Origin of the sequence: Roseococcus pinisoli, from assembly GCF_018413645.1 — a bacterium.
Lineage (GTDB): Bacteria > Pseudomonadota > Alphaproteobacteria > Acetobacterales > Acetobacteraceae > Roseococcus > Roseococcus pinisoli.
In genome coordinates this window covers 335,364-361,385 of the sequence record NZ_JAHCDA010000001.1, presented here as the reverse complement: position 1 = coordinate 361,385, position 26,022 = coordinate 335,364, and the positions used below count along the sequence as shown (strand labels likewise).

29 protein-coding genes and 1 tRNA gene are annotated in these 26,022 nt (G+C 69.2%); 18 read left to right on the top strand and 12 right to left on the bottom strand.

Going from position 1 to position 26,022, the window contains the following annotated elements; translation table 11 throughout:
* The first annotated feature begins 84 nt into the window (after nt 1–84).
* The 3 genes from KHU32_RS01745 to KHU32_RS01735 are packed head-to-tail and all read left to right on the top strand — an operon-like array spanning nt 85 to nt 3,032.
* On the top strand, nt 85–1,212 hold the full coding sequence (locus KHU32_RS01745) for an NAD(P) transhydrogenase subunit alpha (RefSeq protein WP_213668321.1): 1,128 nt from the start codon (nt 85–87) through the stop codon (nt 1,210–1,212).
* A 10-nt stretch (nt 1,213–1,222) separates the two neighbouring features.
* A complete protein-coding gene (locus tag KHU32_RS01740) occupies nt 1,223–1,624 on the top strand; it encodes an NAD(P) transhydrogenase subunit alpha (protein ID WP_213668320.1) in 402 nt (133 codons plus the stop codon).
* A gap of 4 nt (nt 1,625–1,628) precedes the next feature.
* Nucleotides 1,629–3,032, top strand: coding sequence for an NAD(P)(+) transhydrogenase (Re/Si-specific) subunit beta (locus tag KHU32_RS01735; protein ID WP_213668319.1), 1,404 nt, complete (start codon nt 1,629–1,631; stop codon nt 3,030–3,032).
* Nucleotides 3,033–3,292: 260 nt separating this feature from the next.
* Here KHU32_RS01735 and rpsU read toward each other — a convergent pair whose 3' ends face one another.
* Entirely contained in the window at nt 3,293–3,496 is a 204-nt protein-coding gene (gene rpsU / locus KHU32_RS01730; RefSeq protein WP_027286066.1) for a 30S ribosomal protein S21, read from the bottom strand.
* 176 nt (nt 3,497–3,672) lie between these two features.
* Here rpsU and def point away from each other — a divergent pair, with 176 nt between their 5' ends.
* From def to KHU32_RS01715, 3 genes are all read left to right on the top strand, one after another.
* Nucleotides 3,673–4,173, top strand: a complete 501-nt coding sequence (def, locus tag KHU32_RS01725; protein WP_213668318.1) for a peptide deformylase — start codon at nt 3,673–3,675, stop codon at nt 4,171–4,173.
* Entirely contained in the window at nt 4,170–4,727 is a 558-nt protein-coding gene (locus KHU32_RS01720) for a COQ9 family protein (RefSeq protein ID WP_213668317.1), read from the top strand. Before def ends, KHU32_RS01720 begins: the two co-directional genes overlap by 4 nt.
* Nucleotides 4,728–4,848: 121 nt before the next feature.
* On the top strand, nt 4,849–5,427 hold the full coding sequence (locus KHU32_RS01715) for a hypothetical protein (protein ID WP_213668316.1): 579 nt from the start codon (nt 4,849–4,851) through the stop codon (nt 5,425–5,427).
* A 575-nt stretch (nt 5,428–6,002) separates the two neighbouring features.
* On the opposite strand, the gene KHU32_RS01710 is transcribed toward KHU32_RS01715, so the two are convergent.
* From KHU32_RS01710 to KHU32_RS01695, 4 genes are all read right to left on the bottom strand, one after another.
* The gene (locus KHU32_RS01710) at nt 6,003–7,094 is read right to left on the bottom strand and encodes an OmpA family protein (RefSeq protein WP_213668315.1); all 1,092 of its coding nucleotides are present in this window, start codon (nt 7,092–7,094) and stop codon (nt 6,003–6,005) included.
* 182 nt (nt 7,095–7,276) lie between these two features.
* On the bottom strand, nt 7,277–8,413 hold the full coding sequence (locus tag KHU32_RS01705; RefSeq protein ID WP_249680484.1) for a 5-(carboxyamino)imidazole ribonucleotide synthase: 1,137 nt from the start codon (nt 8,411–8,413) through the stop codon (nt 7,277–7,279).
* On the bottom strand, nt 8,400–8,894 hold the full coding sequence (purE, locus tag KHU32_RS01700) for a 5-(carboxyamino)imidazole ribonucleotide mutase (RefSeq protein ID WP_213668314.1): 495 nt from the start codon (nt 8,892–8,894) through the stop codon (nt 8,400–8,402). Before purE ends, KHU32_RS01705 begins: the two co-directional genes overlap by 14 nt.
* Nucleotides 8,895–8,909: 15 nt before the next feature.
* Nucleotides 8,910–9,110, bottom strand: a complete 201-nt coding sequence (locus KHU32_RS01695) for a YdcH family protein (protein WP_213668313.1) — start codon at nt 9,108–9,110, stop codon at nt 8,910–8,912.
* 194 nt (nt 9,111–9,304) lie between these two features.
* Between KHU32_RS01695 and KHU32_RS01690 the strand changes: the two genes are divergently transcribed.
* Nucleotides 9,305–9,457 carry a YdcH family protein gene (locus tag KHU32_RS01690; RefSeq protein ID WP_347265521.1) on the top strand — a complete coding sequence of 51 codons (153 nt, stop codon included), beginning with the start codon at nt 9,305–9,307 and terminating at the stop codon, nt 9,455–9,457.
* A 94-nt stretch (nt 9,458–9,551) separates the two neighbouring features.
* Here KHU32_RS01690 and KHU32_RS01685 read toward each other — a convergent pair whose 3' ends face one another.
* Nucleotides 9,552–10,133 (bottom strand): DUF1013 domain-containing protein, encoded by a 582-nt coding sequence (locus KHU32_RS01685; RefSeq protein ID WP_213668311.1) that lies wholly within the window; start codon nt 10,131–10,133, stop codon nt 9,552–9,554.
* A 121-nt stretch (nt 10,134–10,254) separates the two neighbouring features.
* Between KHU32_RS01685 and KHU32_RS01680 the strand changes: the two genes are divergently transcribed.
* Nucleotides 10,255–10,446 carry a DUF1192 family protein gene (locus tag KHU32_RS01680; RefSeq protein ID WP_213668310.1) on the top strand — a complete coding sequence of 64 codons (192 nt, stop codon included), beginning with the start codon at nt 10,255–10,257 and terminating at the stop codon, nt 10,444–10,446.
* A gap of 64 nt (nt 10,447–10,510) precedes the next feature.
* Here the strand turns inward: KHU32_RS01680 and KHU32_RS01675 are convergent, their stop codons facing one another.
* Entirely contained in the window at nt 10,511–10,978 is a 468-nt protein-coding gene (locus KHU32_RS01675) for an Hsp20 family protein (RefSeq protein WP_213668309.1), read from the bottom strand.
* A gap of 221 nt (nt 10,979–11,199) precedes the next feature.
* Nucleotides 11,200–11,427 (bottom strand): 50S ribosomal protein L31, encoded by a 228-nt coding sequence (gene rpmE, locus KHU32_RS01670; protein ID WP_213668308.1) that lies wholly within the window; start codon nt 11,425–11,427, stop codon nt 11,200–11,202.
* A 230-nt stretch (nt 11,428–11,657) separates the two neighbouring features.
* Here rpmE and KHU32_RS01665 point away from each other — a divergent pair, with 230 nt between their 5' ends.
* Nucleotides 11,658–12,578 (top strand): hypothetical protein, encoded by a 921-nt coding sequence (locus KHU32_RS01665; protein ID WP_213668307.1) that lies wholly within the window; start codon nt 11,658–11,660, stop codon nt 12,576–12,578.
* A 17-nt stretch (nt 12,579–12,595) separates the two neighbouring features.
* On the opposite strand, the gene KHU32_RS01660 is transcribed toward KHU32_RS01665, so the two are convergent.
* Both KHU32_RS01660 and KHU32_RS01655 read right to left on the bottom strand, forming a co-directional pair.
* Complete coding sequence (locus tag KHU32_RS01660; protein ID WP_213668306.1) at nt 12,596–12,844, bottom strand: hypothetical protein; 249 nt, start codon at nt 12,842–12,844, stop codon at nt 12,596–12,598.
* 78 nt (nt 12,845–12,922) lie between these two features.
* Nucleotides 12,923–12,997, bottom strand: a tRNA-Val gene (locus tag KHU32_RS01655).
* An 85-nt stretch (nt 12,998–13,082) separates the two neighbouring features.
* Here KHU32_RS01655 and KHU32_RS01650 point away from each other — a divergent pair.
* A complete protein-coding gene (locus KHU32_RS01650; RefSeq protein WP_213668305.1) occupies nt 13,083–13,841 on the top strand; it encodes a DUF3108 domain-containing protein in 759 nt (252 codons plus the stop codon).
* A gap of 16 nt (nt 13,842–13,857) precedes the next feature.
* Here the strand turns inward: KHU32_RS01650 and gph are convergent, their stop codons facing one another.
* Nucleotides 13,858–14,502, bottom strand: a complete 645-nt coding sequence (gene gph, locus KHU32_RS01645; RefSeq protein WP_213668304.1) for a phosphoglycolate phosphatase — start codon at nt 14,500–14,502, stop codon at nt 13,858–13,860.
* Nucleotides 14,503–14,592: 90 nt separating this feature from the next.
* Here gph and glmU point away from each other — a divergent pair, with 90 nt between their 5' ends.
* Together glmU and glmS are read left to right on the top strand one after the other, a co-directional pair.
* Complete coding sequence (gene glmU / locus KHU32_RS01640; protein WP_213669622.1) at nt 14,593–15,894, top strand: bifunctional UDP-N-acetylglucosamine diphosphorylase/glucosamine-1-phosphate N-acetyltransferase GlmU; 1,302 nt, start codon at nt 14,593–14,595, stop codon at nt 15,892–15,894.
* A gap of 208 nt (nt 15,895–16,102) precedes the next feature.
* Nucleotides 16,103–17,926, top strand: a complete 1,824-nt coding sequence (glmS, locus tag KHU32_RS01635; protein ID WP_213668303.1) for a glutamine--fructose-6-phosphate transaminase (isomerizing) — start codon at nt 16,103–16,105, stop codon at nt 17,924–17,926.
* Between the two features lie 27 nt (nt 17,927–17,953).
* Here glmS and KHU32_RS01630 read toward each other — a convergent pair whose 3' ends face one another.
* Nucleotides 17,954–18,805, bottom strand: coding sequence for a LysR family transcriptional regulator (locus KHU32_RS01630; RefSeq protein ID WP_347265491.1), 852 nt, complete (start codon nt 18,803–18,805; stop codon nt 17,954–17,956).
* Nucleotides 18,806–18,893: 88 nt separating this feature from the next.
* Here KHU32_RS01630 and KHU32_RS01625 point away from each other — a divergent pair, with 88 nt between their 5' ends.
* The 6 genes from KHU32_RS01625 to KHU32_RS01600 all read left to right on the top strand — a co-directional run bounded on the left by KHU32_RS01625 (nt 18,894) and on the right by KHU32_RS01600 (nt 25,965).
* Nucleotides 18,894–19,877: a bile acid:sodium symporter family protein gene (locus KHU32_RS01625; RefSeq protein ID WP_213668301.1), complete on the top strand. Its 984-nt coding sequence runs from the start codon at nt 18,894–18,896 to the stop codon at nt 19,875–19,877.
* Nucleotides 19,878–20,033: 156 nt separating this feature from the next.
* Nucleotides 20,034–21,506 carry an NAD-dependent succinate-semialdehyde dehydrogenase gene (locus KHU32_RS01620; protein WP_213668300.1) on the top strand — a complete coding sequence of 491 codons (1,473 nt, stop codon included), beginning with the start codon at nt 20,034–20,036 and terminating at the stop codon, nt 21,504–21,506.
* Nucleotides 21,506–21,898, top strand: a complete 393-nt coding sequence (locus KHU32_RS01615) for a VOC family protein (RefSeq protein WP_213668299.1) — start codon at nt 21,506–21,508, stop codon at nt 21,896–21,898. The genes KHU32_RS01620 and KHU32_RS01615 overlap by 1 nt, the downstream gene beginning before the upstream one ends.
* A gap of 17 nt (nt 21,899–21,915) precedes the next feature.
* Nucleotides 21,916–23,310 (top strand): glutathione-disulfide reductase, encoded by a 1,395-nt coding sequence (gene gorA, locus KHU32_RS01610; protein WP_213668298.1) that lies wholly within the window; start codon nt 21,916–21,918, stop codon nt 23,308–23,310.
* Nucleotides 23,311–23,365: 55 nt separating this feature from the next.
* The gene (locus KHU32_RS01605) at nt 23,366–24,751 is read left to right on the top strand and encodes a class II 3-deoxy-7-phosphoheptulonate synthase (protein WP_213668297.1); all 1,386 of its coding nucleotides are present in this window, start codon (nt 23,366–23,368) and stop codon (nt 24,749–24,751) included.
* 80 nt (nt 24,752–24,831) lie between these two features.
* Entirely contained in the window at nt 24,832–25,965 is a 1,134-nt protein-coding gene (locus KHU32_RS01600) for a beta/alpha barrel domain-containing protein (RefSeq protein WP_213669621.1), read from the top strand.
* Nucleotides 25,966–26,022 lie beyond the last annotated feature (57 nt).

Here is a 26,022-nt window from a genome sequence, read left to right as displayed (position 1 = left end):
GTGTCACGCGCGGGTGACTTGCGTACTGCGATGCGGCATGCCTATGCAGAATCGAAGTTCTAAGTCTTGGGGGGTAATGCCGACATGCGTCTGGCTGTTCTGAAAGAAACGAAAGCGGGTGAGTCCCGCGTCGCCGCCACGCCCGAGACCGCCAAAAAACTCATTGCCCTCGGTCTCACCGTGGCCGTGGAAGCCGGAGCCGGCCTGGCTTCGGGCTTCCCCGATGCCGAATACGCCGCCGCGGGCGCCGAGGTTGCGCCCGATGCCGCCGCCGCGCTGGCCGGCGCCAAGATCGTCTTCTGCGTGCGCGCGCCCGATGCGCCGCTGCCCTCGGGCACGCTGCTCATCGGCACGCTGGCCGCTGATGCCGACGCCGTGGCCGGCTATGCCCAGGGTGGCATCGAAGCCTGCTCCATGGAGCTCGCCCCGCGCATCACCCGCGCCCAGAGCATGGACGTGCTGAGCAGCCAGGCGAACCTCGCCGGTTACCGCGCCGTCATCGAGGCCGCCGGCGTCTTCGACCGCGGCTTCCCCATGCTCATGACCGCCGCGGGCACCATCCCGGCCGCCAATGCCTTCATCATGGGCGCGGGCGTGGCCGGCCTGCAGGCCATCGCCACCGCGCGCCGCCTGGGCGGCCGCGTCTCGGCGACCGACGTGCGCCCGGCCGCCAAGGAGGAGATCAAGTCCCTTGGCGCCAGCTTCGTCGGCTATGAGGACGAGGAGAGCAAGTCGGCCCAGACCGCGGGCGGCTACGCGAAGCAGCTCTCCGCCGACTTCTACGCCAGGCAGGCCGAGGTGGTGGCCGCGCATATCGCCAAGCAGGACGTGGTGGTCTGCACGGCGCTGGTGCAGGGGCGCCGGGCGCCCATCCTCGTCACCGAGGCGATGGTGGCCAGCATGAAGCCGGGCTCCGTGATCGTGGACATCGCCTCCGATGCGGGCGGCAACTGCGCCGCGACGGTGCCGGGCCAGATGATCACGACGCCGAACGGCGTGAAGGTCCTGGGCTTCACCAACTGGCCCGGCCGTATCCCCGCCGCCGCCAGCGCCCTCTACGCGCGCAACCTGCTGACCTTCCTGACCACCTTCTGGGACAAGGAAGCGAAGGCGCCGAAGCTGCCGCCCGAGGACGACATCGTCGTCGGCGTGACGCTCACCCGCGGCGGCGCCGTGGTCCACAAGAATTTTCTCCCCGCGACCGCGGCCTGAGGAGACAGAGATGACCACCCAGACGGATATCGCCAACGCCGCCTCGGCCCTGGCCGTTCGCGCCAGCGAGCTGGCCGAGATGGCCCGCAACGCCGCCGTGGCCGTGCAGCCCGTGGCCGAGCATGCCGAGCCCTTCCTCCTCCTCCTGACCGTGTTCCTGATGGCCTGCTTCGTGGGCTACTACGTGGTCTGGAACGTCACGCCGGCGCTGCACTCGCCGCTGATGGGCGTGACCAACGCCATCTCCTCGGTGATCGTGGTGGGCGCCATCCATGCCGCCGCCTCGGCCGAGAGCGGCGCGGCGCGCTTCTTCGGCTTCCTTGCCGTGATGCTGGCCGCCGTGAACATCTTCGGCGGCTTCCTGGTCACGCGACGCATGCTCGCGATGTTCCAGAACAAGAAGAAGGCCTGATCCCATGGCGACGATCTCGAGCCTCGCCTACCTGGTGGCGTCGGTCCTCTTCATCCTGGCGCTGCGCGGCCTCTCGCACCCGACGACGTCCCGCCAGGGCAATATGTTTGGCATGATCGGCATGGGGATCGCGATCGTCGCGACCATGTTGAGCTCGCATATGGATGTCGGCGGCTTCGCGCTGATCATCGCGGGCCTGGCGATCGGCGGCACCGTCGGCGCCTATCTGGCCAGCAAGATCCAGATGACTTCGCTGCCACAGCTGGTCGCGGCCTTCCACAGCTTGGTGGGCATGGCGGCCGTCTTCGTGGCGGCCTCGGCCTTCTACAGCCCCGAGAGCTTCGGCATCGGCACGCGCGGGCATATCCACGCGCAGTCGCTGATCGAGATGTCGCTCGGCCTCGCCATCGGCGCCATCACCTTCTCGGGCTCGGTCATCGCCTTCGCGAAGCTGGACGGGCGGATGTCGGGCGCGCCGATCATCTTCAAGGGCCAGCACATGCTCAACGCGGCGCTCGGTGCGCTGCTGCTGGTGCTGGTGATCGCCTTCGTCGTGACGGGCTCGTCCTTCCTGTTCTGGACCATCGCGATCCTGGCCTTCGGCCTCGGCTTCCTGCTGATCATCCCGATCGGCGGCGCGGACATGCCGGTCGTGGTCTCCATGCTGAACAGCTACTCGGGCTGGGCGGCGGCGGGCATCGGCTTCACCATCGGCAACACGCTGCTGATCGTGACGGGCGCGCTGGTCGGCGCCTCGGGCGCCATCCTGAGCTACATCATGTGCAAGGGGATGAACCGCTCGATCATCAACGTGCTGCTCGGCGGCTTCGGCTCCGAGGCGGGCGGCGCGGCCGCGGCGGGTGCCGCCACGGATCGCGCGCCGGTGAAGGCCGGTTCCCCGGAGGACGCCGCCTTCATCATGAAGAACGCGCAGAAGATCATCGTGGTGCCGGGCTACGGCATGGCGGTCGCCCAGGCGCAGCAGGTGGTGCGCGAGATGGCGGATCTGCTGAAGAAGGAGGGTGTGGACGTCTCCTACGCCATCCACCCCGTGGCGGGCCGTATGCCCGGCCACATGAACGTCCTGCTGGCCGAGGCGAACGTTCCCTACGAGGACGTGCACGAGCTGGAGGAGATCAACCCCGAATTCGCCGATGCCGACGTGGCCTATGTGATCGGGGCGAACGACGTGACCAATCCCGCCGCGAAGACCGACAAGTCCAGCGCCATCTACGGCATGCCCATCCTGGACGTGGAGCGGGCGAAGACGGTGTTCTTCGTGAAGCGCGGCATGGCCAGCGGCTATGCCGGCGTGGACAACGAGCTGTTCTTCCGGCCGAACACGATGATGCTCTTCGGCGATGCGAAGAAGGTCACGCAGGAGATCGTGCAGGCGCTGCAGCGCTGAGGCTGACGCCGGGCCCCGGGCCCGGCGAACCAGGAAGCCAGGGCGGTTTTCGCGGTTATCCCGCGGAGAACGCCCTGGCTTTTTTGTGCCTGCGACTCGCGGGACGGCGTCGATCGCGGCGGCCGCACGGCTCCGAGTCCCGGACAGCTCACATCAGGCCATTCGTTCCCGGGCACAACGCCAAAAGCGCCGCCGGGCGAGCCCGGCGGCGCTTTGGTGTCGTCCATCTGGGAAGAGGGCCGGCGAACCGGCCCTGCGCCTCAGAAGCCTTCGCGCTCGATGCGCTTGCGCTCGACCTTGCGGGCGCGACGCACCGCCTCGGCCGCCTCGCGCGCACGGCGCTCGGAGGGCTTCTCATAGTGCCGACGCAGCTTCATCTCGCGGAACACGCCTTCACGCTGCAGCTTCTTCTTGAGCGCCTTCAGCGCCTGATCGACATTGTTGTCCCGAACGACGACTTGCACGCGGGCGTATCTCCTGCTGGCCTGGTCAGGCCCTGAAAATGCTGAAGGACCCCGATGCGTGGACGCACCGAGGCCGAGACAGCGACATAACACAACCTCCGCCGGGGCGGGAAGCCCTCAAATGCGGAAAGTGTCAGATCTGGTTCACCACTCAGGTAATGAGGAAATAGCGCAGCATGGCCATCCTGAAGATTGCCCGTCTTGGACACCCCGTTCTTCTCGCGCACGCCGAGGAAGTGCCTGATCCGACCGCGCCGGAGATTCAGCGACTCGTGTCCGACATGGCCGAGACTCTCGTCGATGCCGGCGGCATCGGTCTGGCCGCGCCGCAGGTGCATGTCCCGCTGCGCCTTTTCCTCTGGCGGGACGGGCCGTCGCTGCGGGTGCTCTTCAACCCGGTCATCACCCCGCTCGAGGGCGGCACCGAGGCGGCCTGGGAGGGGTGCCTTTCCATTCCCGGCCTGCGCGGCCGCGTGGATCGCCCTGCGCGTGTGGCCTGGAGCGGCCTCGACGAAACCGGCGCACCCGTCTCCGGCGAGGCGGAGGGCCTTTCGGCGCGCGTGCTGCAGCATGAGAATGACCATCTGGACGGCGTGCTGTATCTATCGCGCATGAAGGACCTCACCCAGCTGGGCTTCAACGAGGAACTGGCCCGCCTCGCGGAGGACCGCGCATGAGCGAGGCCGAACTGATCCGGGCAGTCGTCGCCCGCGCCGGACATGACGGATGGACGCCCGCCGTGCTGCGCCAGGCCCTGGAGGATCGCGGGGAGGCGCCGGAGCTGCTGTCCAACCATTTCCCCCGCGGCGTCCTTGGCGCCATCGAGGCCTGGATGGGGCTGGTGGACCAGGAAATGGCCGTGGCGGCCGCCGAGGAGGATCTGGCGGCGCTCCGGACGCCGGCCCGCATCCGCCGGCTGATCGAGCTCCGCCTGCAAGCGATGGAGCCGGACCGCGATGCGATGCGGCGGGCGGCGGCCGTGCTGGCGCTGCCCTGGAACATGGCGGCCGGGCTGCGCTGCACCTCCGCCTCGGCCTCCGCGATCTGGTACGCGGCCGGCGACGAATCGGCCGATTTCTCCTGGTACACGCGCCGCGCGACGCTCGTGGGCATCCTCGCGGCCGTGACGCTTTTTTGGCTACGCCCGAACCCTCCCACACTGGAAGAAACTTTGTCTTTTCTTGACAGGCGCTTATCAGAATTACCTAAGCCCGCGCCAAAAGTAGCATGATCGGGCTTCGCGCCTCGCTTCGATCCGTGTAAACGGCGATGCTGATAGGTCGATTCGTGCCACCCGCCTGGATGCGCCAGGAAGCGGAGGTCGGGCCAAACGAGATCGGGAGTATGGGCGCATGACGCCTTCACGTAAGGTTATGGCCGGCTTGGTCGCCGTCATGCTGACGCCCAGCGTTGCCTTCGCGCAGCGGGCCCCGGCTGCTGCGTGCCTCCAACCCGTCGAGAAGACGGCGTTCGACATCCGCGCGCTCCAGAGCCAGCTCATGGTGGTGGCTCTGACCTGCGGCCAGCAGGACGACTACAACGCTTTCGTGACGCGCCATCAGAGCGACCTCGCCTCGGCGTTCCGCAATGTTGCGGGCCACTTCCGCCGGACGGCCGGTGCGCAGCACCAGCGCCAGCTCGACCAGTACATCACCAACCTCGCGAACGGTCAGTCGCAGGTCGGCATCGCGCGCGGGTCGTTCTTCTGCCGCGAGCAGACCCCGCTGTTCCAGCAGGCCATCGCGGCGTCCTCGCCCGCGCAGCTCGCCGAGATCTCCGTGGCGCGCTCCATCCCGCAGGCCATCACCACCCCGGCCTGCCCGGAGCGCCCGGCGACGACCCAGGCGCGCACCAACAACCGCCGCGAGCACACGCCGGCCGCCCAGCCGCGCCGCACGGCTTCCAGCACGCCGGCCTCCGCGACGCGCTGAAGCTTCGCTTCTTTGTCGATCCGATGAGAGGGCGCCGCGAGGCGCCCTTTTTCGTGCGCGCATGAGAGGCCGACCGTTCCGGGCGCTGTACCGGACTGGCCGTGCTGCCGGCCGCTTTTAGGCAAGCATGCGGAGGCCCGTCAGGGGTTGTGATGCCTTGATTCCGCCCGATGCTTCTCTGCGTTCCTCGTGCACGGAAGAAGGGGCGAGGCGGCTTTCTGCTCCTATCGGCCGAAGCGCGCGCTTCCAGCAAATGGAGTCGGTCAGGTTTTCCTGTCACGAGCTCGAAGATGGTGGGGAGGACGGCCCATTCCGATGGGTATCCCTATCGATGAACCAGGGCCGCGTGGGCAAGATGCTTGCCGGGGGTGTCGACTACCGTTCACTGAAGCTGGTGCGGGCCTTAACCGATCGAGTCGGGGCGAGAAGTCTTCAGTGGGGCCAGCCTGTAGCTGCCGTCTTGGAGGTGACACGCCCTGCGCCTCTCGCCTGCCCAGATCTCGACGGGTTAGCCCACAAAAAGAAAGGGGCGCCTTTCGGCGCCCCCTCCCAATTCCTGCGAAGGAAAGTCCTGCTTAGCGCAGGACGATCTCGACGCGGCGGTTCTGCGGCTCGCGGACGCCCTGCGCCGTCGGAACGAGCGGACGATCGAAGCCGAAGCCCTGGATCGTGATCTCGTTGCGGGCGATACCACGGCGGACGAGCTCGGCGGCAACCGCCTCGGCGCGACGCACCGACAGGCGCTGGTTGTACTGAGCCGTACCGGTGCGGTCGGCGTGGCCGGACACCTCGATGCGGGTCGCCGACACGGCGCGGGCGTTCTGAGCCGCCTCGCCGATGATCTGGCGAGCGCGCTCGGTCAGGTCAGCGCGATCCCAGTCGAAGAAGACCAGGTAGGTGCGGGCCGGAGCCGGGGCGGCGGCGACGGGCGCGGCCACAACCGGAGCCGGGCGCGGCGCGTTAAACGCATAGCGCAGACCAGCCAGGATCGAGTGGTTGTAGTTGGTCGGCTTGTAGGTGCCGGCCGCAACCGCACGACCGTTCAGGTTCGCCGTCGCGCCCAGCTCGGGCTCGAGGGTGCCGTAGAAGCGGTATTCGGTGGTCAGCGCCAGGCCGGGGACAACCGAGTCGAGGCCGAAGGCCAGACCGGCGATGCCCTGATAGGCGAACTGGCCGTCACGGTCGTCAACGCGGACCTGCGCGCCGCCGTTGCGGCCGTTCACGTTGCGCCAGTCGTTCCAACCATAACCCACACCGGCGCCGACATAGGGGACAATGCCCACGCCGCCGACGTTCAGGTTGAGGAAGTTGAAGTCGTACAGGGCATTCGCCATCACACCGTACTGGTGGACGGTGCCGCCGCTGGTGACCGCACCGGAAACGCGGCGAACGGCGTTGTTGCGGTAGTTGCCTTCGATCTCAACGCGCAGGCCGTTGCCGAAGCCCCAGCCGATGCTGCCGAGAGCCGTCCAGCCCCAGTTGGTCTTGACGTCGAAGCCGCCGCTGGTGGCGCCACCGGGGCCGCGCAGGCTGAGGGTCTCGCTGCCGGGCTCGCGATAGTTCGCGCCGACGCCGCCGCCGATGTAGAGGCCGGTGATCGGCTGCGCCTGGGCAGCCACGGGCAGCGACAGAACGGTCGCGGCCAGAAGGGCCTTCTTGAGGCTCATCCTCGTTCTCCTTGAATACAAGTCGTTTGTTCGGTCGCTGCACAGTGCACCCGACGGGTACGATCCTGCGCTGCGTGACGGCAACCTAACAACAAGACCCGGCGATTGCATCACCTCGGCAATCAATTCCCCGGGGCCTGTGGCGAAAACGTCACATCCGCCCTGGCCTTTCAGCCACAGGGTCAGAAGCCCTCGGCTGCCGCCTTGTCCAGCGAGGCGAGAGAGTCCAGCGAAAGCAGGCGGTTGGCGTGCCCCAGCTTGCGGCCCGGCCGAGCTTCAGCCTTGCCGTACCAGTGCGCGACCACGTCCCGACGCGCGACCATATCGGGCCAGGCCGCCAGGCCTTCGGGGCCTACGAGGTTGTGCATGACCGCGTCCCGGTGGCGTGCCGGGCTGCCCAGTGGCAGGCCGGCAACGGCCCTGACATGCTGCTCGAACTGGCTGCAGAGGCAGGCGTCCATCGTCCAGTGGCCGGAATTGTGCGGCCGCGGGGCGATCTCGTTGCCGAGCAGGCTGCCGTCCGGCAGCAGGAACATCTCCAGCGCCACGACGCCCACCAGATCGAGCGCGGCCGCGACCTGCGCCACATGCGCGCGGACCGCCTCGGCCGCCGCCGCCGGCAGGCGGGCAGGCGCAAAGGAGAGGTCGAGGATGTGATGCCGGTGGCGATTCTCGATCGCGTCATAGGTCTCGACGGCACCGTCCAGGCCGCGGGCGGCGATGCCCGAGATCTCGGCGACGAAGGGAACGAAAGCTTCCAGAATCAGCGGCTTGGGCTCGAGTCGTGCGAAAGCCGCCGCGGCGTCCTCCGGCCGGCGCAGCACCGCCTGGCCCCGCCCGTCATAGCCGAGGCGCGTGGTCTTGAGCACGGCGGGCAGGCCGATCTCGGCGATCGCCGCCTGCAGCTCCGACTCGGTGCGGATTTCGCGCCAGGGCGCCACGGGCACGCCGGCCTCGGCCAGGAAACGCTTCTCGGTCACGCGGTCCTGGCAGATCGACAGGGCTTTGAGGCCGGGCCGGCAGGGCACGCGCCCGTCCAGCGCCTCGAGCGTCGCCAGCGGAACGTTCTCGAATTCGAAGGTCGCGACGTCGACCTCGCCGGCGAAGCGCCGCAGCGCCTCGACATCCTCATAGGCGGCCAGCGTGTGCGCCGTCGCCACCTGCATGCCGGGCGAATCGGGCTCGGGGCCGAAGACATGGGTCCGATAGCCGAGTCGCGCTGCCGCGATCGCGCTCATCCGGCCCAGCTGGCCGCTGCCGAGAATGCCGATCGTGGAGCCGGGGGGAAGGGGGGAGGAAGCCACGTCAGGCCGGGTCATTCGGAACGCTTTCGGTCTGGCGGGCGCGCCAGGCGTCCAGGCGCCCGGCAAGGGCGGGGTCGGACAGGGCCAGGATGGAGGCGGCGAGAAGCGCGGCATTGATGGCGCCGGCCTTGCCGATGGCCAGCGTGCCGACCGGCACGCCGCCCGGCATCTGGACGATGGAAAGCAGCGAATCCATGCCCTTGAGGGCATGGCTCTCCACAGGGACGCCGAGCACGGGCAGCGGCGTCATGCTGGCGGCCATGCCGGGCAGATGCGCGGCGCCGCCGGCGCCGGCGATGATCACCTTGAGCCCGCGGCCGCGGGCGGCATGGGCATAGTCGAACAGCCGGCCGGGGGTGCGGTGGGCCGAGACGACCTGGCATTCATGGGGGATGTCCAGCGCGGACAGGGTCTCGTCGGCATGGCGCATCGTCTCCCAGTCGGAGCGGCTGCCCATGATGATGCCGACGATCGGCGTGGTGTCGTTTGGAGTCATTCAACCGTAGCCTGCTCAGGCGATGATGTCGGGGACAAGCTGCCCCTCCAGCCAGGAAACCTCGTCCTTCAGCTTCAGCTTTCGCTTCTTGAGCCGCTGCAGCTGCAGCTGGTCGCCGAAGCCGCTTTCGAGGCGTAAGATGACGGTGTCGAGATCGCGGTGCTCGCTGCGCAACTCATGCAGGCGCCGCAACATGGCTTCTCGGTCTTCAAGCATCCGTTTCGCCGTATCCTCGGGCCGATTCATGCGAGGCGAGCGAATTCACTCGCCTACCCGGTTCGACGGGGGATAGCATGCCTGGATGCGGTCGCAACAGCCGCATCAACAGGCGATGCCAATGGCCCGCCCGTGATGGGTGGCCGAAGCAGGCGCCGAGCAGAGGAACCCACTGCATGATGCATGCCCCTAGGGTGCGAGCTTTGGAATCCCGACACGCAGAGCTGGAGACGCGCATCTCCGCCGAAGGCGCCCGCCCTCGGCCGAACGACGTCGCGTTGACCCGCCTGAAGCTCGAGAAGCTCCAACTCAAGGAAGAAATGGAGAAGCTCCGCCGCGCTTCCTAGCGCGGATCGGAAGAGGCGGGGCTAACCCCGCCGCCAGCGGGCCCGGCCTGATTTGGGCCCCAACCTATCGCGGGGCGGAAATCCGCCCCGCCCCTCACTCGCTGTCGAAGGTCGTCGGCACAGGGGTGGGGATGGGCGCGCCCTCGGCGCGCAGACGCTCCTGCGCCGCGCTCACCGCGGCGTTCAGGGTGCCCTGGCTGCACAGACCCAGGATCACCGGATCGCGCGGCTTGATGTTCGCGCTGTTCCAATGCGTGCGGTCGCGCACCTTCTGGATGGTTTCCTTGGTGGTGCCGACCAGCTTGCCGATCTGCGCCTCGGTGAGCTCCGGATGGTTGCGCAGCAGCCAGGCAATGCCGTCGGGGCGATCGTTGCGCTTGGCGACCGGCGTGTAGCGGCCGCCCTTGCCGCGTCCCTTGGCCACCGGAAGGGCGTTCGGCGCCAGCGTCAGCCGCGCCGCGCCATTGGCCTCCGCGCGGGCGATGTCCTCACGCGTCACCTGGCCGTTGGCGACCGGGTCATAGCCGATGATGCCCTGCGCCACCTCGCCATCGGCGATGGCCTGAACCTCGAGCGGGTGCATCTGGACGAAATCGGCGATCTGCTCGAAGGACAGCGAGGTCTTCTCGATCAGCCAGACGGCGGTGGCCTTGGGCATCAGGGGCGGCTGGGCCATGACGGTGCTTCCATGGTGGCAGGGGGCTGGGACGGCGCCCGGACGGGACAGCCCTTCGTGGCAAGCCCTATAGTGGCAGGCCAGCCCTGGGCCAAGCCCTATGAGGAAATGGAGGATCGCGATGTTCGATGAAGAGCCGGCGCGCGGAAAATTTCAGAGGTTCACGCCCGCCGCCCTGCAGGATTGGTCCGAGACGGACCTGCAGGCCTATATCGCGGAGCTGAAGGAGGAGATCGCGCGGGCGGAGGCGGCCATTCAGGCGCGGGCCCATCAGCGCGCGGCGGCCGACGCCTTCTTCCGCAAGAGCGGCTAAGCGAGGCCCGGAAAAGGAAAGGGCCGGCAGTTTCCCGCCGGCCCGACCGATCAGGCCGCCTGGTTCAGGCCGCCTGGGCGACCTGCTCGATGGCAGCCTGGCGCGGCGCCGGCGCCTGGATCTCGATCCGGCGGGGCTTCAGCGCCTCGGGCACCTCGCGCTTCAGCGCGACATGCAGCAGGCCGTTCTCCATCCGCGCGCCCTGGACCACGAGGTGGTCGGCCAGCACGAAGCGACGCTCGAAGGCCCGGCCCGCGATGCCGCGATGGACGAAGCGGCGCTCCTGGCCCTCGGGCTGCGGCGCCTTGCCGCTGATCACGAGCGTGTCCTCGCGGACGATCATCTCGATGTCCTCGGGGCCGAAGCCGGCCACGGCCATGGTCAGCACGTAGCTGTCATCGCCGGTCGCTTCGATGTTGTACGGGGGATAGGCCTGCGCCTCCGCCTGGCTGCGCACGCCGTCGAGCAGGCGCGCAACGCGGTCGAAACCAATGGCGGTGCGGAAAAGGGGCGAGAAATCAATGGTGTTCACGTTGAACCTCCTTGAGGAGCAAGGTCCGGTTGAAGCGTCCCGACCGGCGCCGTCCCCATGCGGGCGACAGGCCTTCGGATCCGCGCCGAAGCCCCAGGGGGCGCCTCGACAAAGCGGAGATGTGACGCCGCAAAGGGCGGTTCAAGAGGGTCCGCGCTAAAACGAAAAAAGCCGCCCAGGTCGTTGACCGGGCGGCTCTTTCCAGCAGCAGAGGGCGGAGATCAGCCCTTGCGCATGCCGATGCCGGCGAACTTCTTGTTGAACTTCGCGACCTGGCCGCCCGTGTCCATGATGCGCTGCACGCCGGTCCAGACCGGGTGGCTCTTCGGATCGATGTCAAGGCGCAGCGTCTCGCCCGGCTTGCCGCCCGCGGTGCGGGTCTTGAAGGTCGTCCCGTCCGTCATGATGATCGTCAGGTCGTGATAGGCGGGGTGGATATCGGGCTTCATGGCGCGGGGCTTTCGGAAAAGCGGCAGGCGCGATGGCTCCCGCCGTGGGTCGGCGGCGTTTAGGCCATCGGTCCGGCCTGCGCAAGCGAGGATTTCCGCCGGTCCTGCCCGATGAGGGAGACCCCGCCGGCCTGGGCGAGGGCCGTTCCTCCTTAATCCGATCTTCATTCGCTGTCCCCTGAATGATCTCCCGCGCAGGCGAGCGCCGGCGCCGAGCAAGGGAGGGGGAGGTGAAGGGCAGGCGGCCGCAGGGTGGCGCCGCGGCGGAGCTCCAGGAACTGGTGGCACGGCTGGAGCAAAGTGGCCTAGCCGAGCGGCGGGAGGACGTCCGGCACCTGCTGGAGCATTCGCGCCTCCTGTTGCGGGAAGCGCGCCGGCCGAGGGCCAAGCCGGCGATGCGCTGGGGCGTGATGCCGAGGCTCCTCGAAGCATTGCTGCTGGCGGCATTTCTCTGGGGTGTCTGGGGGGCGATGATGCGGGGCTGGGGCCATCCCCTGTCCCTTTTGGCTTTGGCCGCGCCGGGGCTGGCTCTTCTCTGGCGGTCCGGGGCGCGCGAGTTACTGCGCGAGGCCGGATCTCGTCTCCTCTACGCCCTGGCCTGGGGCGGCGATTGGGTGGCCGAGGCCTTCAGCGCCTCGGCAATGCATCGGCTTGCGGTGCGCAGCACCGCCTGGGGGCTGATGCGGGCCTGGCGCCGCCATGCGCGGGCCCACCCGTCGCGGCCGGGGCTGCGCGAGGTCGAGGCTTTCCTCGAACTGACGGTCGGGCCACGTGCTGCGGCAGCATTCCGCCGGGCCGCGGACGATAGGCTCGGCCGGGACGCGGACCGCCTCGCGACGCTGCGCTGGTCAGTCCTGATCCGACTCTTCGAACAGATGGCGGTATCGGGCGCGCTCGCGCCGGACATCGCACCGCCTGAGGCCGTGCCGCTGCCTGAGATACCGGTCGCGTTCGATGCCGAATCGGCTGGTGCGACGTCACGCCGCCCGGAGCTCGCCGAACTCATCCGCCGCAAGCGCCAGGACATCGCGACCGCCCATGGCTGGCCCCTGAAATCCGTGGCGGAGGTCGCGCAGCGCGACGCCTATCTGCGCCAGCTGCGGGAGGAGGTCGCGGCACTCGAGCGGGAGCTCACATCCGCCGGCCGGTGAGGCCGGGTCCGAAAGGATCAGTCGTCCGTCGGCCGGGTCGGTGGTTCCGAGGCTTCCGGGCCGCCCCTTGCTTCGTCCTCGGGGCCGACCTCGTGGGGCGAGAGAGGCGATTCGAGGAGGCCCGCCTCCCGCAGCACGAGGCGTTCGATCCAGTCGCGGGGCGAAAGGCCTGCGGCCCGCGCGGCGGCCTCGGCAGCGGCGATGACGTCCAGGGAAAGGCGGATCGGGGCGTCGGGAAGGGGCATGTCCGCGAAACGCGACGGCACGCCCCGCGTTGCCGCGGCTCGAGACGCGATTTGGGCCTGTGGTTCAGGCTATCAGAAGGTCTTGGGAGTGGGATGGAATGGTGGGCGCGACAGGGATTGAACCTGTGACCCCTGCCGTGTGAAGGCAGTGCTCTACCGCTGAGCTACGCGCCCATCCGAGGACGCTGCGTTTGCGGCGAATTGGACGAAGTGTCAATACGGTTGCCTCGCCTATCCGATGCCCCCAACTATGGTTTTCATGTTGCAACGCATCGTCCTGGGTTTCGTGCTGCTTGCCGCGCCGGCCAAGGCCGTGACGTGGCATGCGGATTATGTCTTCACCGCCGCCGGCGTGACGGTGATGGAGGCCCGGGTGGACATCTCGCCCGGCGGTCCTGGCGTGCCCTATATGATCGAGACGCGCACGCGCCCCCGCGGCCTCGCCACGATCTTCTTCCGTGGCGAGCAGGTTTCGCATAGCGAGGGCGTCTGGCAGGGCGCCAGGCCGCTGCCCCGCCTGCATCGCAGCAGCGGTAACTGGCGCGGCAGCCCGCGTCGCACCCTGCTGGAATATTCGGCCTCCGGCGCCCCGAGAATCCTGACGCTGGAGCCCGCGCAGGATCGGGAGCGGACGCCCATCCCCCCGGAAGCCCTACCGGGCAGCCTCGATGCGCTTTCGGCCATGCTCCTGCTGGCGCGCCAGGTGCGCGACACGGGGCGCTGCGAGGCGCGGGCCCAGATCTTCGACGGGCGGCGGCTGACGCGGCTGGACCTCACCACCGATCCGGTGCGTCAGGCCGATAGCGGTGGACAGCCCAGCTGCGTAATCGAAAGCCGGCTGGTGGCCGGCATTCCCCTCGACCGGCCGGAAGACGCCCAGCCGGCGCGCAGCGTGGTGCATTTCGGCAACCCGGTGCAGCCGGACGCGCCGATGATTCCCCTGCGGGTCGAGCTGGCGAGCCGCTGGTGGGGCACCATCCAGGTGGTGCTGATGCAGGTCTCGCGGGGTGCGCCCTGAACCCGCCCCGGCGCCGTCAGGCCGTGGCGGGCGAGGTGATCAGCAGGTCGGGCAGGTCGGCCGCCGTCGCGCAGGCCAGGTCCGCGCCCGCGCCGTCACCGTAGCCCCAGGCCGCGAAGACGCTCCGCACGCCGGCGCCGGCCGCCGCGCGGATATCGTTCTGGTGGTCGCCGATCATGACGGCATCGCTGGCCGACATGCCGAGCCCTTCGAGCACGCCGCGCACATGGCCGGGATCGGGCTTCTTCACCGGCAGGCTGTCGCCGCCGAGCACCAGCTCGAAATAGCCGCGCAGGTCGAGCGCATCGAGCATCACCCAGGTCGCTGCGATCGGCTTGTTGGTGCAGATCGCCCGCCGCCAGCCCGCCTGCCCGAAGGCCTCGAGCGCCTCGACCATGCCGGGATAGGGCCGGGTGAGGACGGTGCTGTTCGGCTCGTAATCGGTGAGGAAGCGCTTCACCGCCTCCTCCTGGAAGGCGGCGCCGCGGGCGGCGAAGGCCTTCTCGACGAGGGTGCGTGCCCCGTCGCCGATCATTTTCGTCACCTCCGCCAGCGTGAAGGGCGCGAGGGCGTACCCCTCCAGCACCCGGTTGAGGGAAGCGTGGATGTCGGGCGCGCTGTCCAGCAACGTGCCGTCGAGGTCGAAGATCGCGAGGGGCATACCGACTGGGTAGCCGCAGGCGAAACGCTCGGCAAGAAAGCGTCAGGCGGTCCAGGGTTGCGGTCCGCCCGCCTGGGCGGCTAGGCCATGATGATGCGCACGGCGATCATTTTGGCGGCGGGTCAGGGAACCCGCATGAAATCGGCGATGCCGAAGGTGATGCACCGCCTGGCGGGCCGCCCGATGGTGAACCACCTCATCGCCTCCTGCGCGGGGGTCTTCGATCGGGTGGTCGTGGTCGTCGGGCCCGGCATGCCGGAGCTGGAGCGCGCGGTCGCCCCCCATGCGACCGTCGTGCAGGCCGAGCGCCTGGGCACGGGCCATGCCGCGCGGATGGCGGCGCCGCAGCTGGAAGGCTTCTCCGGCGACGTGGCGGTCCTCTACGGCGACAATCCCCTGATCACGGCGGCGACGCTGGAGCGCCTGGTGGCGGCGCGCGCCGGTGCGGACCTAACCCTGCTGGCCATGCGCCCGGCCGATCCGGCGCGCTACGGCCGTTTGGTCCAGGCCGCGGACGGCGCGGTGGAGCGCATCGTCGAATGGGCGGATGCGAGCGAGGCCGAGCGCGCCATCGGCCTCTGCAACGCGGGCGTTGTCTGCGGGGCCTGGGCGGATCTCTCGCGCTGGCTGGCCGCCCTGAAGAACGACAACCGGCAGGGCGAATTCTACCTGACCGACGTGGTCGGCGCGGCGCATGCCGAGGGGCGGCGCACGGAGGCCGTGGAGGCGCCGGAGGCGGAGCTCAGGGGCATCAACACGCGGGTCGAGCTGGCGCAGGCGGAGGCCGAGGTGCAGGCCCGGCTGCGGGAGGCCGCCATGCTGGGCGGCGCGACGCTGGTCCAGCCCGGCAGCGTCACGCTGAGCTGGGACACGCGGCTCGGCCAGGACGTGGTCGTCGAGCCCCAGGTGGTCTTCAGCCCCGGCGTGACGGTCGAGGACGGCGTGGCTATCCGCGCCTTCAGCCATCTGGAGCAATGCGTCGTGCGGCGCGGGGCGATCATCGGCCCCTATGCGCGGCTGCGCCCGGGCACGGAGGTGGGCGAGGGCGCCCATGTGGGGAATTTCGTGGAGCTCAAGGCCGCCCATCTCGGCGCCGGGGCCAAGGCGAACCACCTGAGTTATCTCGGCGATGCGACGATCGGCGCGGGCGCGAATATCGGGGCGGGCACCATCACCTGCAATTATGATGGGGTGAACAAGCACCGCACGGAGATCGGCGCGGGTGCTTTCATCGGCAGCGACACTGCGCTGGTGGCGCCGGTGCGCGTGGGCGCGCGGGCGATCACCGCGGCCGGCTCGGTGGTGACGGAAGAGGTGCCGGACGACGCGATGGCGATCGCGCGGGGGCGGCAGGTGAACAAGCCGGGGCGGGGGGTGAAGGGGAAATCGTGACCGAGCGATTTTCCCGGCGACTGGCGCCGGCGGGTCTGAATCGGCCGCTTCGGCGGAAGGGAGTCACGAGCGTCCGATGGTCGGAGGGCCTTGAGCCCGGAGACCTGAATCGGCCGCTTCGGCGGAAGGGAGTCACGAGCGTCCGATGGTCGGAGGGCCTTGAGCCCGGAGACCTGAATCGGCCGCTGCGACCGAAGGGAGCCTAGATATGTGCGGGATCGTTGGGGTGGTGGGCCGCGCGGACGCGGCGCCGCGGCTGCTCGATGCGCTGAAGCGCCTGGAGTATCGCGGCTATGACAGCGCGGGCATCGCGACGCTGGTCGACGGGCATGTCGAGCGGCGGCGGGCCGAGGGCAAGCTCGGCAATCTCGCTGCCGTGCTCGAAGCCTCGCCCCTGCCGGGGACGACGGGCATCGGCCACACCCGCTGGGCGACCCATGGCGCGCCCGTGGAGCGCAACGCGCATCCGCATGCGACAGCGCGCGTGGCGGTCGTTCACAACGGCATCTTCGAGAATTACGCCGAGCTGCGCGCCGAGCTGGAGCAGAAGGGCCAGGTCTTCGAGACGGAGACCGACACGGAGACCTTCTGCCGGCTGCTGGATGATCTGCTGGCGAACGGCGCCACGCCCGAGCAGGCGGCCGCCGCCGCGCTCAAGCGCGTGCATGGCGCCTTCGCGGTGGCGATGATGTTCGCCGGCGAGCACAAGACGCTGATCGCCGCCCGCCAAGGCGCGCCGCTGGCCATCGGCTTCGGCGAGGGCGAGATGTTCGTGGGCTCGGACGCGCTGGCGCTGGCCCCGCTCACGCGCCGCATCGCCTATCTCGAGGAGGGCGACTGGGTCGTCCTGAACGAGGACGGTGCGCGCTTCTTCGACGTGCAGGACAACTCCGTCTCGCGCCAGGTGCGGACGACGGCGGTCTCGGGCGCGGCGACGGGCAAGGGCAACTACCGCCACTTCATGGAGAAGGAGCTGCACGAGCACCCCGCCGTGATCGGAGATACGCTCCGGCAGTATCTCGACCCGCGCACGCTGGAGGTGAACCTCCCGCGGCTGCCCTTCGATCCCGTGAAGGTGCCGCGCCTGACCATGACGGCCTGCGGCAGCGCCTTCCTGGCGGCGCAGGTGGGCCGCTACTGGATCGAGCATCTGGCGCGCATCCCCGTGGACGCGGATGTCGCGAGCGAGCTGCGCTACCGCGATCCGCCGCTGCCCGAGGGCGGCGCGGCGATCCTCGTCAGCCAGTCCGGCGAGACGGCCGATACCATGGCCGCGCTCAAGCTGCTGCGCGAGAAGGGCCAGAGCGTGCTGGCCGTGGTGAACGTGCCCGAGAGCAGCATGGCGCGCGAGAGCGACGCCACGGTGCTGACGGTGGCGGGCCCCGAGATCGGCGTGGCCTCGACCAAGGCCTTCACCGCGCAGCTTTCCGTCCTCGCTTGCCTGGCGATCGGCCTCGGCCGCAAGCGCCGCGAGCTCAGCACGCTGGATGAGGGGCGGCTGACCAAGGCGCTGCTGGAGGTGCCGCACAAGGCTGCCGAGGTGCTGGAGCGCGACGCCGAGATCCATGCCCTGGCGTCCGAGGTCGCGAAGGCGCGCGACGTGCTGTTCCTCGGCCGCGGCTCGCTTTTCCCCATCGCGATGGAAGGCGCGCTGAAGCTGAAGGAGATCAGCTACATCCACGCCGAGGGCTATGCGGCGGGCGAGATGAAGCACGGCCCCATCGCGCTGATCGACAGCCAGGTGCCGGTGATCGCGATCTGCCCCTCCGGGCCGCTCTACGAAAAGACGCTGTCCAATCTGCAGGAGGCTTCGGCCCGCGGCGGGCGGATCATGGCCTTCACGGATGCGGCGGGCGCGCCGAGCCTGGAGCGCTTCGCGGAACGGGTGATCGTGCTGCCGGAGATCGACCCCTTCGCGCAGCCGATCCTCTACGCCATCCCGGTGCAGCTGCTGGCCTATCACGTGGCCGTGCTCAAGGGCACGGATGTCGACCAGCCGCGCAACCTCGCGAAGAGCGTGACGGTCGAATAGGTCGACGGGACCGGCCGGCGCATCCGCTCAGGAGGCGGGGCGCCGCAGCCGGTCCGCGCTTTCCTCGATCAGCGCGGAAAGCGCCAGCGCCGGCCCGCGCCGGGCGCCCATCACCACGAACTCCACCTCGCCCAGGGCCGGCAGGCCGCGGCCCTGCAGCGTGACGAGCCCGGCCGGCACGAGGCTGGCCGCATGGGGCGCGACGCCGAGGCCCGCGAGCGCCGCTGCATCCACGCCGCTCTGCGAGCTGCTGCTGCAGACGAGCCGCCAGGCGCGCCCCGCGCGCTCCATCGCCTCCAGCACGCGCAGCCGCGTGATGCTGGGCGGTGCCAGCAGGATCAACGGCAGCGGCTCGGCCGGGTCGGGCTCGAAGCCCGGGCGCGCGATCCAGACCAGCGGTTCCTTCCAGACGCCGCGGCCGCGGGGATCGCCCTCCTGCCGCTTGGCGAAGAGCAGGTCCAGCTCGCCCGCCTCCAGCCGGGCATGCAGCGCGCCGCTCTGGCCGACGGTGAGCTCCAGGTCCACATGCGGATTCTCGCGGGTGAAGTCACGCAGGATCCCCGGCAGGCCCTGGAGCAGCACATCCTCGGAGGCGCCGAAGCGCAGCTTTCCGCGCAGCTTGCCGGCCGTGAAATGCCGCCGCGCCCTGGCATCGGCGTCCAGCACCGAGCGCGCGAAGCCCAGCATCGCCTCGCCATCTGGCGTGAGCTGCACGCGATGCGTGTCGCGCAGGAAGAGGCGCCGGCCGCAGCTCTCCTCGAGCTTGCGGACATGGCCGCTCACCGTCGACTGGCGCAGGCCGAGCTGCTGGGCGGCGGCGGAGAAGCCCCGCCGCTCCGCCACGGCCTGGAAGCTCCGGAGAAGCACAGGTTCGAGCACGCCATTCTCCTGGTAAACGTAATTCGTGATCACCATCAACATGGTGAGCGTACTTCACAATACAGTCACGCGGCGCAAATTGTCGCCCATGCGCTTCAAGCTCCCCATCGACGGCTTCGTCCTCGCCCTGCTCTCCACCGTCGCGCTGGCTTCTGTCCTGCCGGCGCAGGGGCGGGGGGCGGAGGTGATGGGCCAGGCCGCCAACGTCGCCATCGCCTTCCTCTTCTTCCTCTACGGGCTTCGCCTGGCGCCGCGGGCGGCGCTGCAGGGGCTGGCGCAATGGCGGCTGCACCTGGCGGTCATCGCCGCCACCTTCGTGGTCTTTCCATTGCTCGGCCTGGCGACGGGTCTGCTGCCGGAATCGGTGCTGCCGCCGGGCCTCTATGCGGGCATCCTCTTCCTTTGCGTCCTGCCCTCGACGGTGCAGTCCTCCATCGCCTTCACCTCCATCGCCGGCGGCAATGTCGCGGCGGCGATCTGCAGCGCCTCCGCCTCCAACCTGCTCGGCATCCTGCTGACGCCGGCGCTGGTGGCGCTGCTGATGCACGGGGCGGGGGCGGGGATTTCGCTGGGTGTGCTGGGCGATATCGCGATGCAGCTCTTCCTGCCCTTCGCGCTCGGCCAGCTCCTGCGGCCCCGGCTCGGCGCCTGGGCGGAGCGCCACCGCTGGTTGCTCGGCCGCATGGACCGGCTCTCGATCCTGATGGTCGTCTATGTCGCCTTCAGCGAGGGCGTGGTCAGCGGCATCTGGCATCGCCTCGACGCCGCGCAACTCGGCGTGCTGCTGGTGATCTGCCTGGCCCTGCTGGGCGCGGTGCTCGGCGTCACGGTGCTGATGGCCCGCCTTCTGGGCCTCGGCCGGGTCGATGAGATCGTGCTGGTCTTCTGCGGCTCGAAGAAGAGCCTCGCGAGCGGCCTGCCCATGGCGAGCGTGATCTTCGCCGGCAGCCAGGTCGGGCTGATCGTGCTGCCGCTGATGCTCTTCCATCAGGTCCAGCTGATGGTCTGCGCCTGGCTGGCCCGCCGCTACGCCGAGGGCAGCCGCGAGACCGTTGCGCTGCCGGCCGAATAGCCTCTCCGGGGTGAGCGCCGCCGGGGTGGAATCTCGCCGGCGCGACCTGTCATCCGCGGCATCTTCCCCATATGCGGGGGAAGCCGGATACGCCCGCCCGGCGCTGACAACCAGCGCGGATGGTCCTATCCTTATCCGGAAAGCGGAGGATCTCCCATGCTCGATTCAATCTCCAAACTCACCCTCAAGGATCCTGACCTGCTGCGTCAGGCCAACTACATCGGCGGCCAGTGGGTCCAGGCGGATTCCGGAAAGACCGTTGCGGTGCGCAACCCCGCCACCGGCGAAGTGGTCGGCCACGTGCCCGCCATGGGCAAGGCCGAGACGCGCCGCGCCATCGAGGCTTCCGAGGCCGCGCTGCCGGCCTGGCGCAAGATGCTGGCGAAGGACCGCGCCACGCTGCTGCGCAAGCTCTTCGACCTGATGCTCGCCAATGCCGATGACCTCGCGACCATCCTCACGGCCGAGCAGGGCAAGCCCCTCACCGAGGCCAAGGGCGAGATCGTCTACGCCGCCAGCTTCATCGAGTGGTTCGCCGAGGAAGGGAAGCGCGTCTACGGCGACATCATCCCGCAGAACGCCCCCGGCCGCCGCATCCTGGTCACCAAGGAGCCGATCGGCGTCTTCGCCGCGATCACGCCCTGGAACTTCCCCTCCGCGATGATCACCCGCAAGGCCGGCCCGGCCTGGGCCGCGGGCTGCACCGGCGTGATCCGCCCGGCGAGCCAGACGCCCTTCTCGGCCCTGGCCCTGGCCGTGCTGGCCGAGCGCGCCGGCATTCCGGCGGGCGTCTGCAACGTCATCACCGGCCCGGCCGGCGAGACGGGCGGCGAGCTGACCTCCAACCCGATCGTGCGCAAGCTGACCTTCACGGGCTCGACCGAGGTGGGCCGCGTGCTCCTCGCCCAGTGCGCGCCGACGATCAAGAAGACGAGCATGGAGCTCGGCGGCAACGCGCCGTTCCTGGTCTTCGACGATGCCGACCTCGACGCCGCGGTGCAGGGCGTGATGGCCAGCAAGTACCGCAACACCGGACAGACCTGCGTCTGCGCCAACCGCGTGCTGGTGCAGGAAGGCGTCTACGAGGCCTTCGCCGCCAAGCTGAAGGCCGCCGTAGAGGCGCTGAAGGTCGGCAACGGCATGGAGCCGGGCGTGACCCAGGGTCCGCTCATCAATGCCGATGCGGTGCTGAAGGTGGAGGAGCACATCGCCGACGCCACCAAGCACGGCGCCAAGGTGCTGAGCGGCGGCAAGCGTCACGAGAAGGGCGGCAACTTCTTCCAGCCGACCATCCTGACCGACGTGCCGCACGACGCGCTGATCTTCCGCGAGGAGACCTTCGGTCCCGTCGCGCCGCTCTTCAAGTTCAAGACCGAGGAAGAGGGCGTGAAGCTCGCCAATGACAGCGAGTTCGGCCTGGCGGCGTATTTCTATGCCCGCGACGTCGGCCGCATCTTCCGCGTGGCCGAGGGCATCGAGGCCGGCATCATCGGCATTAACGAGGGCATCATCTCCACCGAGGTGGCGCCCTTCGGCGGCGTGAAGCAGTCCGGCCTCGGCCGCGAGGGCAGCAAGTACGGCATCGAGGACTACCTCGAGGTCAAGTACCTGGCGCTCGGCGGCATCTGATGCGGCTCGCCTGGATCATCCACTACGTCCCGGACGTCCAGGCGACCGTCGACTTCTATACGAGGGCCTTCGGGCTCTCGGTCCGCTTCGTCTCCGGCGCCGATTTCGCGGCGATGGAGACGGGCGGCACCGTCCTCGCCTTCGCCCGCGAGGGCTTCGTGGCGCCGCAGGGCATCCCCTTCGCGCCGACCCGGCCCGACGGGCCGCCGCCCGCGCAGGAGATCGCCTTCGAGGCGGAGGATGTCGCCGCCGCGCATGCCAAGGCGCTGGCCGCCGGCGCGGCCGAGGTTTCCGCTCCCCAGCTCAAGCCATGGGGGCAGAGCGTGTCATATCTGCGCGACCCGAATGGCGCGCTGGTCGAAATCTGCTCGCCGCTTCCCACATCGGCATAGTTCTTCAGAGGCGTCCCATGACCTACGACTTCGACCTCTTCGTCATCGGCGGTGGCTCGGGCGGCGTCCGCGCCGCGCGCATCTCGGCGGGCCACGGCGCCCGCGTGGGCGTGGCCGAGGAGCGCTTCTGGGGTGGCACCTGCGTAAATGTCGGCTGCGTGCCGAAGAAGCTCATGGTGAATGCCGCCGAATACGGCCAATGGGCGGAAGACGCCGCGGGCTTCGGCTGGAACATCGAGAATCACGGCCACGACTGGAAGAAGCTGGCCACGGCCCGCGACGCCGAGGTGGCGCGGCTCTCCGGCATCTATGACCGCCTGCTCAAGGGCGCCGGCGTCACCACTTTCGACGCGCGCGCGACCTTCCTCGACGCCCATACCCTCCAGGTCGGCGATCAGAAGATCACGGCCGAGCGCATCGTGATCGCGACCGGCGGCCGCGCCACGCGGCCCGACATCCCCGGCGCCGAGCTGGGCATGATCTCAGACGGCCTCTTCACCCTGGCCGAGCTGCCGAAGCAGATCGCCGTCATCGGCTCGGGCTATATCGCCCTGGAGTTCGCCTGCCTGCTGCGGGGCCTGGGCGCGGAGGTCGAGGTCTTCTTCCGTGCAGAGCAGCCGCTGCGCGGCTTCGACGGCGATATCCGCCTCGCCGTCTCCGAGGCCATGACCGCCCAGGGCATCGTGATGAATTCGGGCTGCGCGCCGACGCGCATCACCGAGGTCGAGGGCCGGCTGATGCTGACCCTGACCAACAACTACACGCGCGAGGTGGACGCCGTCTTCTTCTGCACGGGCCGCGAGGCCTATACGCAGGGCCTCGGCCTGGACAAGGCGGGCGTGACCGTGAAGCCCGGCGGGGCCATCCCCGTCGACGAGCATCACGCGACCAACCAGCCGCATATCTTCGCCCTTGGCGACGTGATCGACCGCGTGAACCTCACCCCCATGGCGACGGCGGTCGGGCATGCGCTGGCCGACACGCTCTTCGGCAAGAACCCACGTCAGGTCAGCTATGAGAACGTGCCGACGGCCATCTTCACCTCGCCGCCCATCGGCACGGTGGGCCTGTCCGAGGAGGAGGCCGCCAGCCGCGGCCCCGTCGACGTCTATGTCAGCCGGTTCACGCCCATGCGGCACACCATCACCAAGCGCGAGGGCCGCAAGACCCTGATGAAGCTGGTGGTCGACCAGAAGACCCAGAAGGTCCTCGGCGCCCATATGCTGGGCGAGGATGCGGCGGAGATCATGCAGGGCATCGGCATCGCCATGGTGATGGGCGCGACCAAGCAGGATTTCGACCGGACCATCGGAATCCACCCGACGGCGGCCGAGGAGTTCGTCACGCTTCGCACCCGGACCCGCGTTTCCGGCATGCCTGCCGTTGAATCTGAGAAAACCGCGGCCGAGTAGCGTTTCCGGCAAGCCTGCCGTAACCTGACCGGCCCATTACCTGGAGTTCCGTATCATGGCGCGTGAATGGCGCCCTGCCTCCTGGCGGCAGATGCCCATCCGGCAAGTGCCGGAATATAGCGATCCCGCGGCCCTGGCCGCGATGGAGGCCAAGGTCGCGACCTTTCCGCCCCTCGTTTTTGCAGGCGAGTGCGAGCGACTCAAGGCCGCGCTCGCCGAAGCTTCCAGAGGCCAGGCTTTCGTGCTCCAGGGCGGCGATTGCGCCGAGAGCTTTGCGGATTTCCGCGCCGATACCATCCGCGACACCTTCAAGGTGCTGCTGCAGATGGCCGTCGTCCTGACCTTCGGCGCCGGCATGCCGGTGGTGAAGCTCGGCCGGATGGCCGGCCAGTTCGCCAAGCCGCGCTCCTCCGACGTGGAGAAGGTCGGCGATGCGACGCTGCCGTCCTATCGGGGCGACATCATCAATGGCTCGGCCTTCACCGAGGCCGCCCGTTCGCCCGATCCGGCGCGGATGGAATTCGCCTATCTGCAGTCGGCCGCGACGCTGAACCTGCTGCGCGCCTTCGCGACCGGCGGCTTCGCCGATCTGCACCAGGTGCACCGCTGGAACCTCGACTTCGTGGCGCGCTCGCCGCTCTCGAAGCAGTATGAGGGCCTGGCGACGCGCATCGACGAGACGCTGAGCTTCATGGCCGCCTGTGGCATGAGCAGCGACAACGCCCCGCAGATCCGCGAGACCGCCTTCTACACGAGCCATGAGAGCCTGCTCCTCCCCTATGAGGAGGCGCTGACGCGCGAAAGCTCGACGCATCTGGGCCGGACCTACGCCTGCTCGGCGCACTTCCTCTGGATCGGCGACCGCACGCGGCAGTTCGACGGCGCGCATGTCGAGTTCCTGCGCGGCGTGGCCAATCCGATCGGCATGAAGGTCGGCCCGAGCATGGAGGTCGACGACCTCCTGCGCCTGACCGAGATCCTGAACCCGAAGAACGAGGCCGGCCGCCTGACCCTCATCGCCCGCATGGGTCATGAGAAGGTCGAGGCCAAGCTGGCCCCGCTGGTGCGGGCGGTGACGGCCGCCGGGCGTCAGGTGGTCTGGCTGACCGACCCGATGCACGGCAACACCACGACCCAGAACGGCTACAAGACGCGCAGCTTCGACGCGATCCTCTCCGAGGTGCGTCGCTTCTTCGACGTCATGGCGGGCGAGGGCGCGGTCGCGGGCGGCGTGCATGTCGAGATGACCGGCAACAACGTCACCGAATGCATCGGCGGCGCGCACCGGCTTACACCGGCGGATCTCGGCGCGAACTACGCCACCTTCTGCGACCCGCGGCTCAATGCCGAGCAGTCGCTGGAGCTGGCCTTCCTTATCGCTGAGGAGCTGAAGGCCCATCGCCAGCGGCCGGATCGCGGTCTGGTGCAAGCCGCGCAATGAGCGCGGCGTCGGGCCGGCCACGAGACACCTCGGGCCGGCCAGCAAGCGAAGGTGGCGCGGAGGAAAGCGCGCCACCCCAACTGGAGCGCGACATCACGGCGCGCACCGACAGCTATTTCAATCGCACGCGGGGGATCGTCGAGAAATTCGGCGACAGCCGCGTCACCTATGCCGTCTTCCTGCGCCGGCCCGTGATTTCGGCGCCGCGCATCGCGGTCGACTGGCTGGAGACGGTGTCGAAGGCGCGGGGCACCCCCTTCGAGATCGACGTGAAGTACCCCGAGGGCACCTGGGTCGGCGCGGGTGACCCGCTGATCTACCTCACCGGCTCCTTCGCCGCCCTATCCGACCTCGAGACGATTTATCTGCAGAAGCTGGGCTCGCCCTGCGTGGCGGCGCACAACGCCTATCAGATGTGCCTGGAGCTTCCCGAGGCCGCCTTCCTCGCCATGGATGCCCGCCACTGCGCGGGCTTCGAGATGCAGGACATGATGGCCTATGCCGCCTCCGTCGGCGGCGCGGCCGCGCAGCGGGAGGGCGCCAAGGGCTTCGTCGGCAATGCCACGGACGCCACGGCGCATTGGTTCGGCGCCCCCGCCGGGCGCGGGACCATGCCGCATGCCCTGATCGGCTATGCCGGCTCCACCCTGCGGGCCGCCGAGATGTTCCACGAGACCTTCCCGGACGAGCCGCTGACCGTCCTGGTCGATTATTTCGGCCTGGAGGTCACGGACGCCCTGGCGGTGGCCGCCCGCTTCCCCGAGCACGCGGCCGCCGGCCGCCTCTCCGTTCGCCTCGACACCCATGGTGGCCGCTTCCTCGAGGGGCTCGACCCTGCCGAGAGCTATGCGGTGCTGGAGCGTCACGCGCCGGCGGCGATCCGCCGCTACCGCAGCGATGCCGAGCTGCGCCACCTGGTCGGCACCGGCGTTTCGGCCGCCGCCATCTGGCATATGCGCGATGCGCTGGACGCGGCCGGCTACGACAAGGTCCGCATCGTCGCCTCCTCCGGCTTCTCGGTGAGCAAGTGCCGCGTGATGAACGAGGCGCATGCCCCGGTCGACGTGGTGGGCACCGGCAGCTTCATTCCGGACAGCTGGAGCGAGACCTACGCCACGGCGGATATCGTCGATTACGACGGCACGCCGCGGGTGAAGGTGGGCCGCGAATTCCTGCTGCGGCGGGACAGCCGGCGCCGCAACGGCCATTCCTGAGCCATGCGGCCGCGCCTCCCCATCGCATCGGGAGGCGCGGCCTCGTTGACCCTGCCC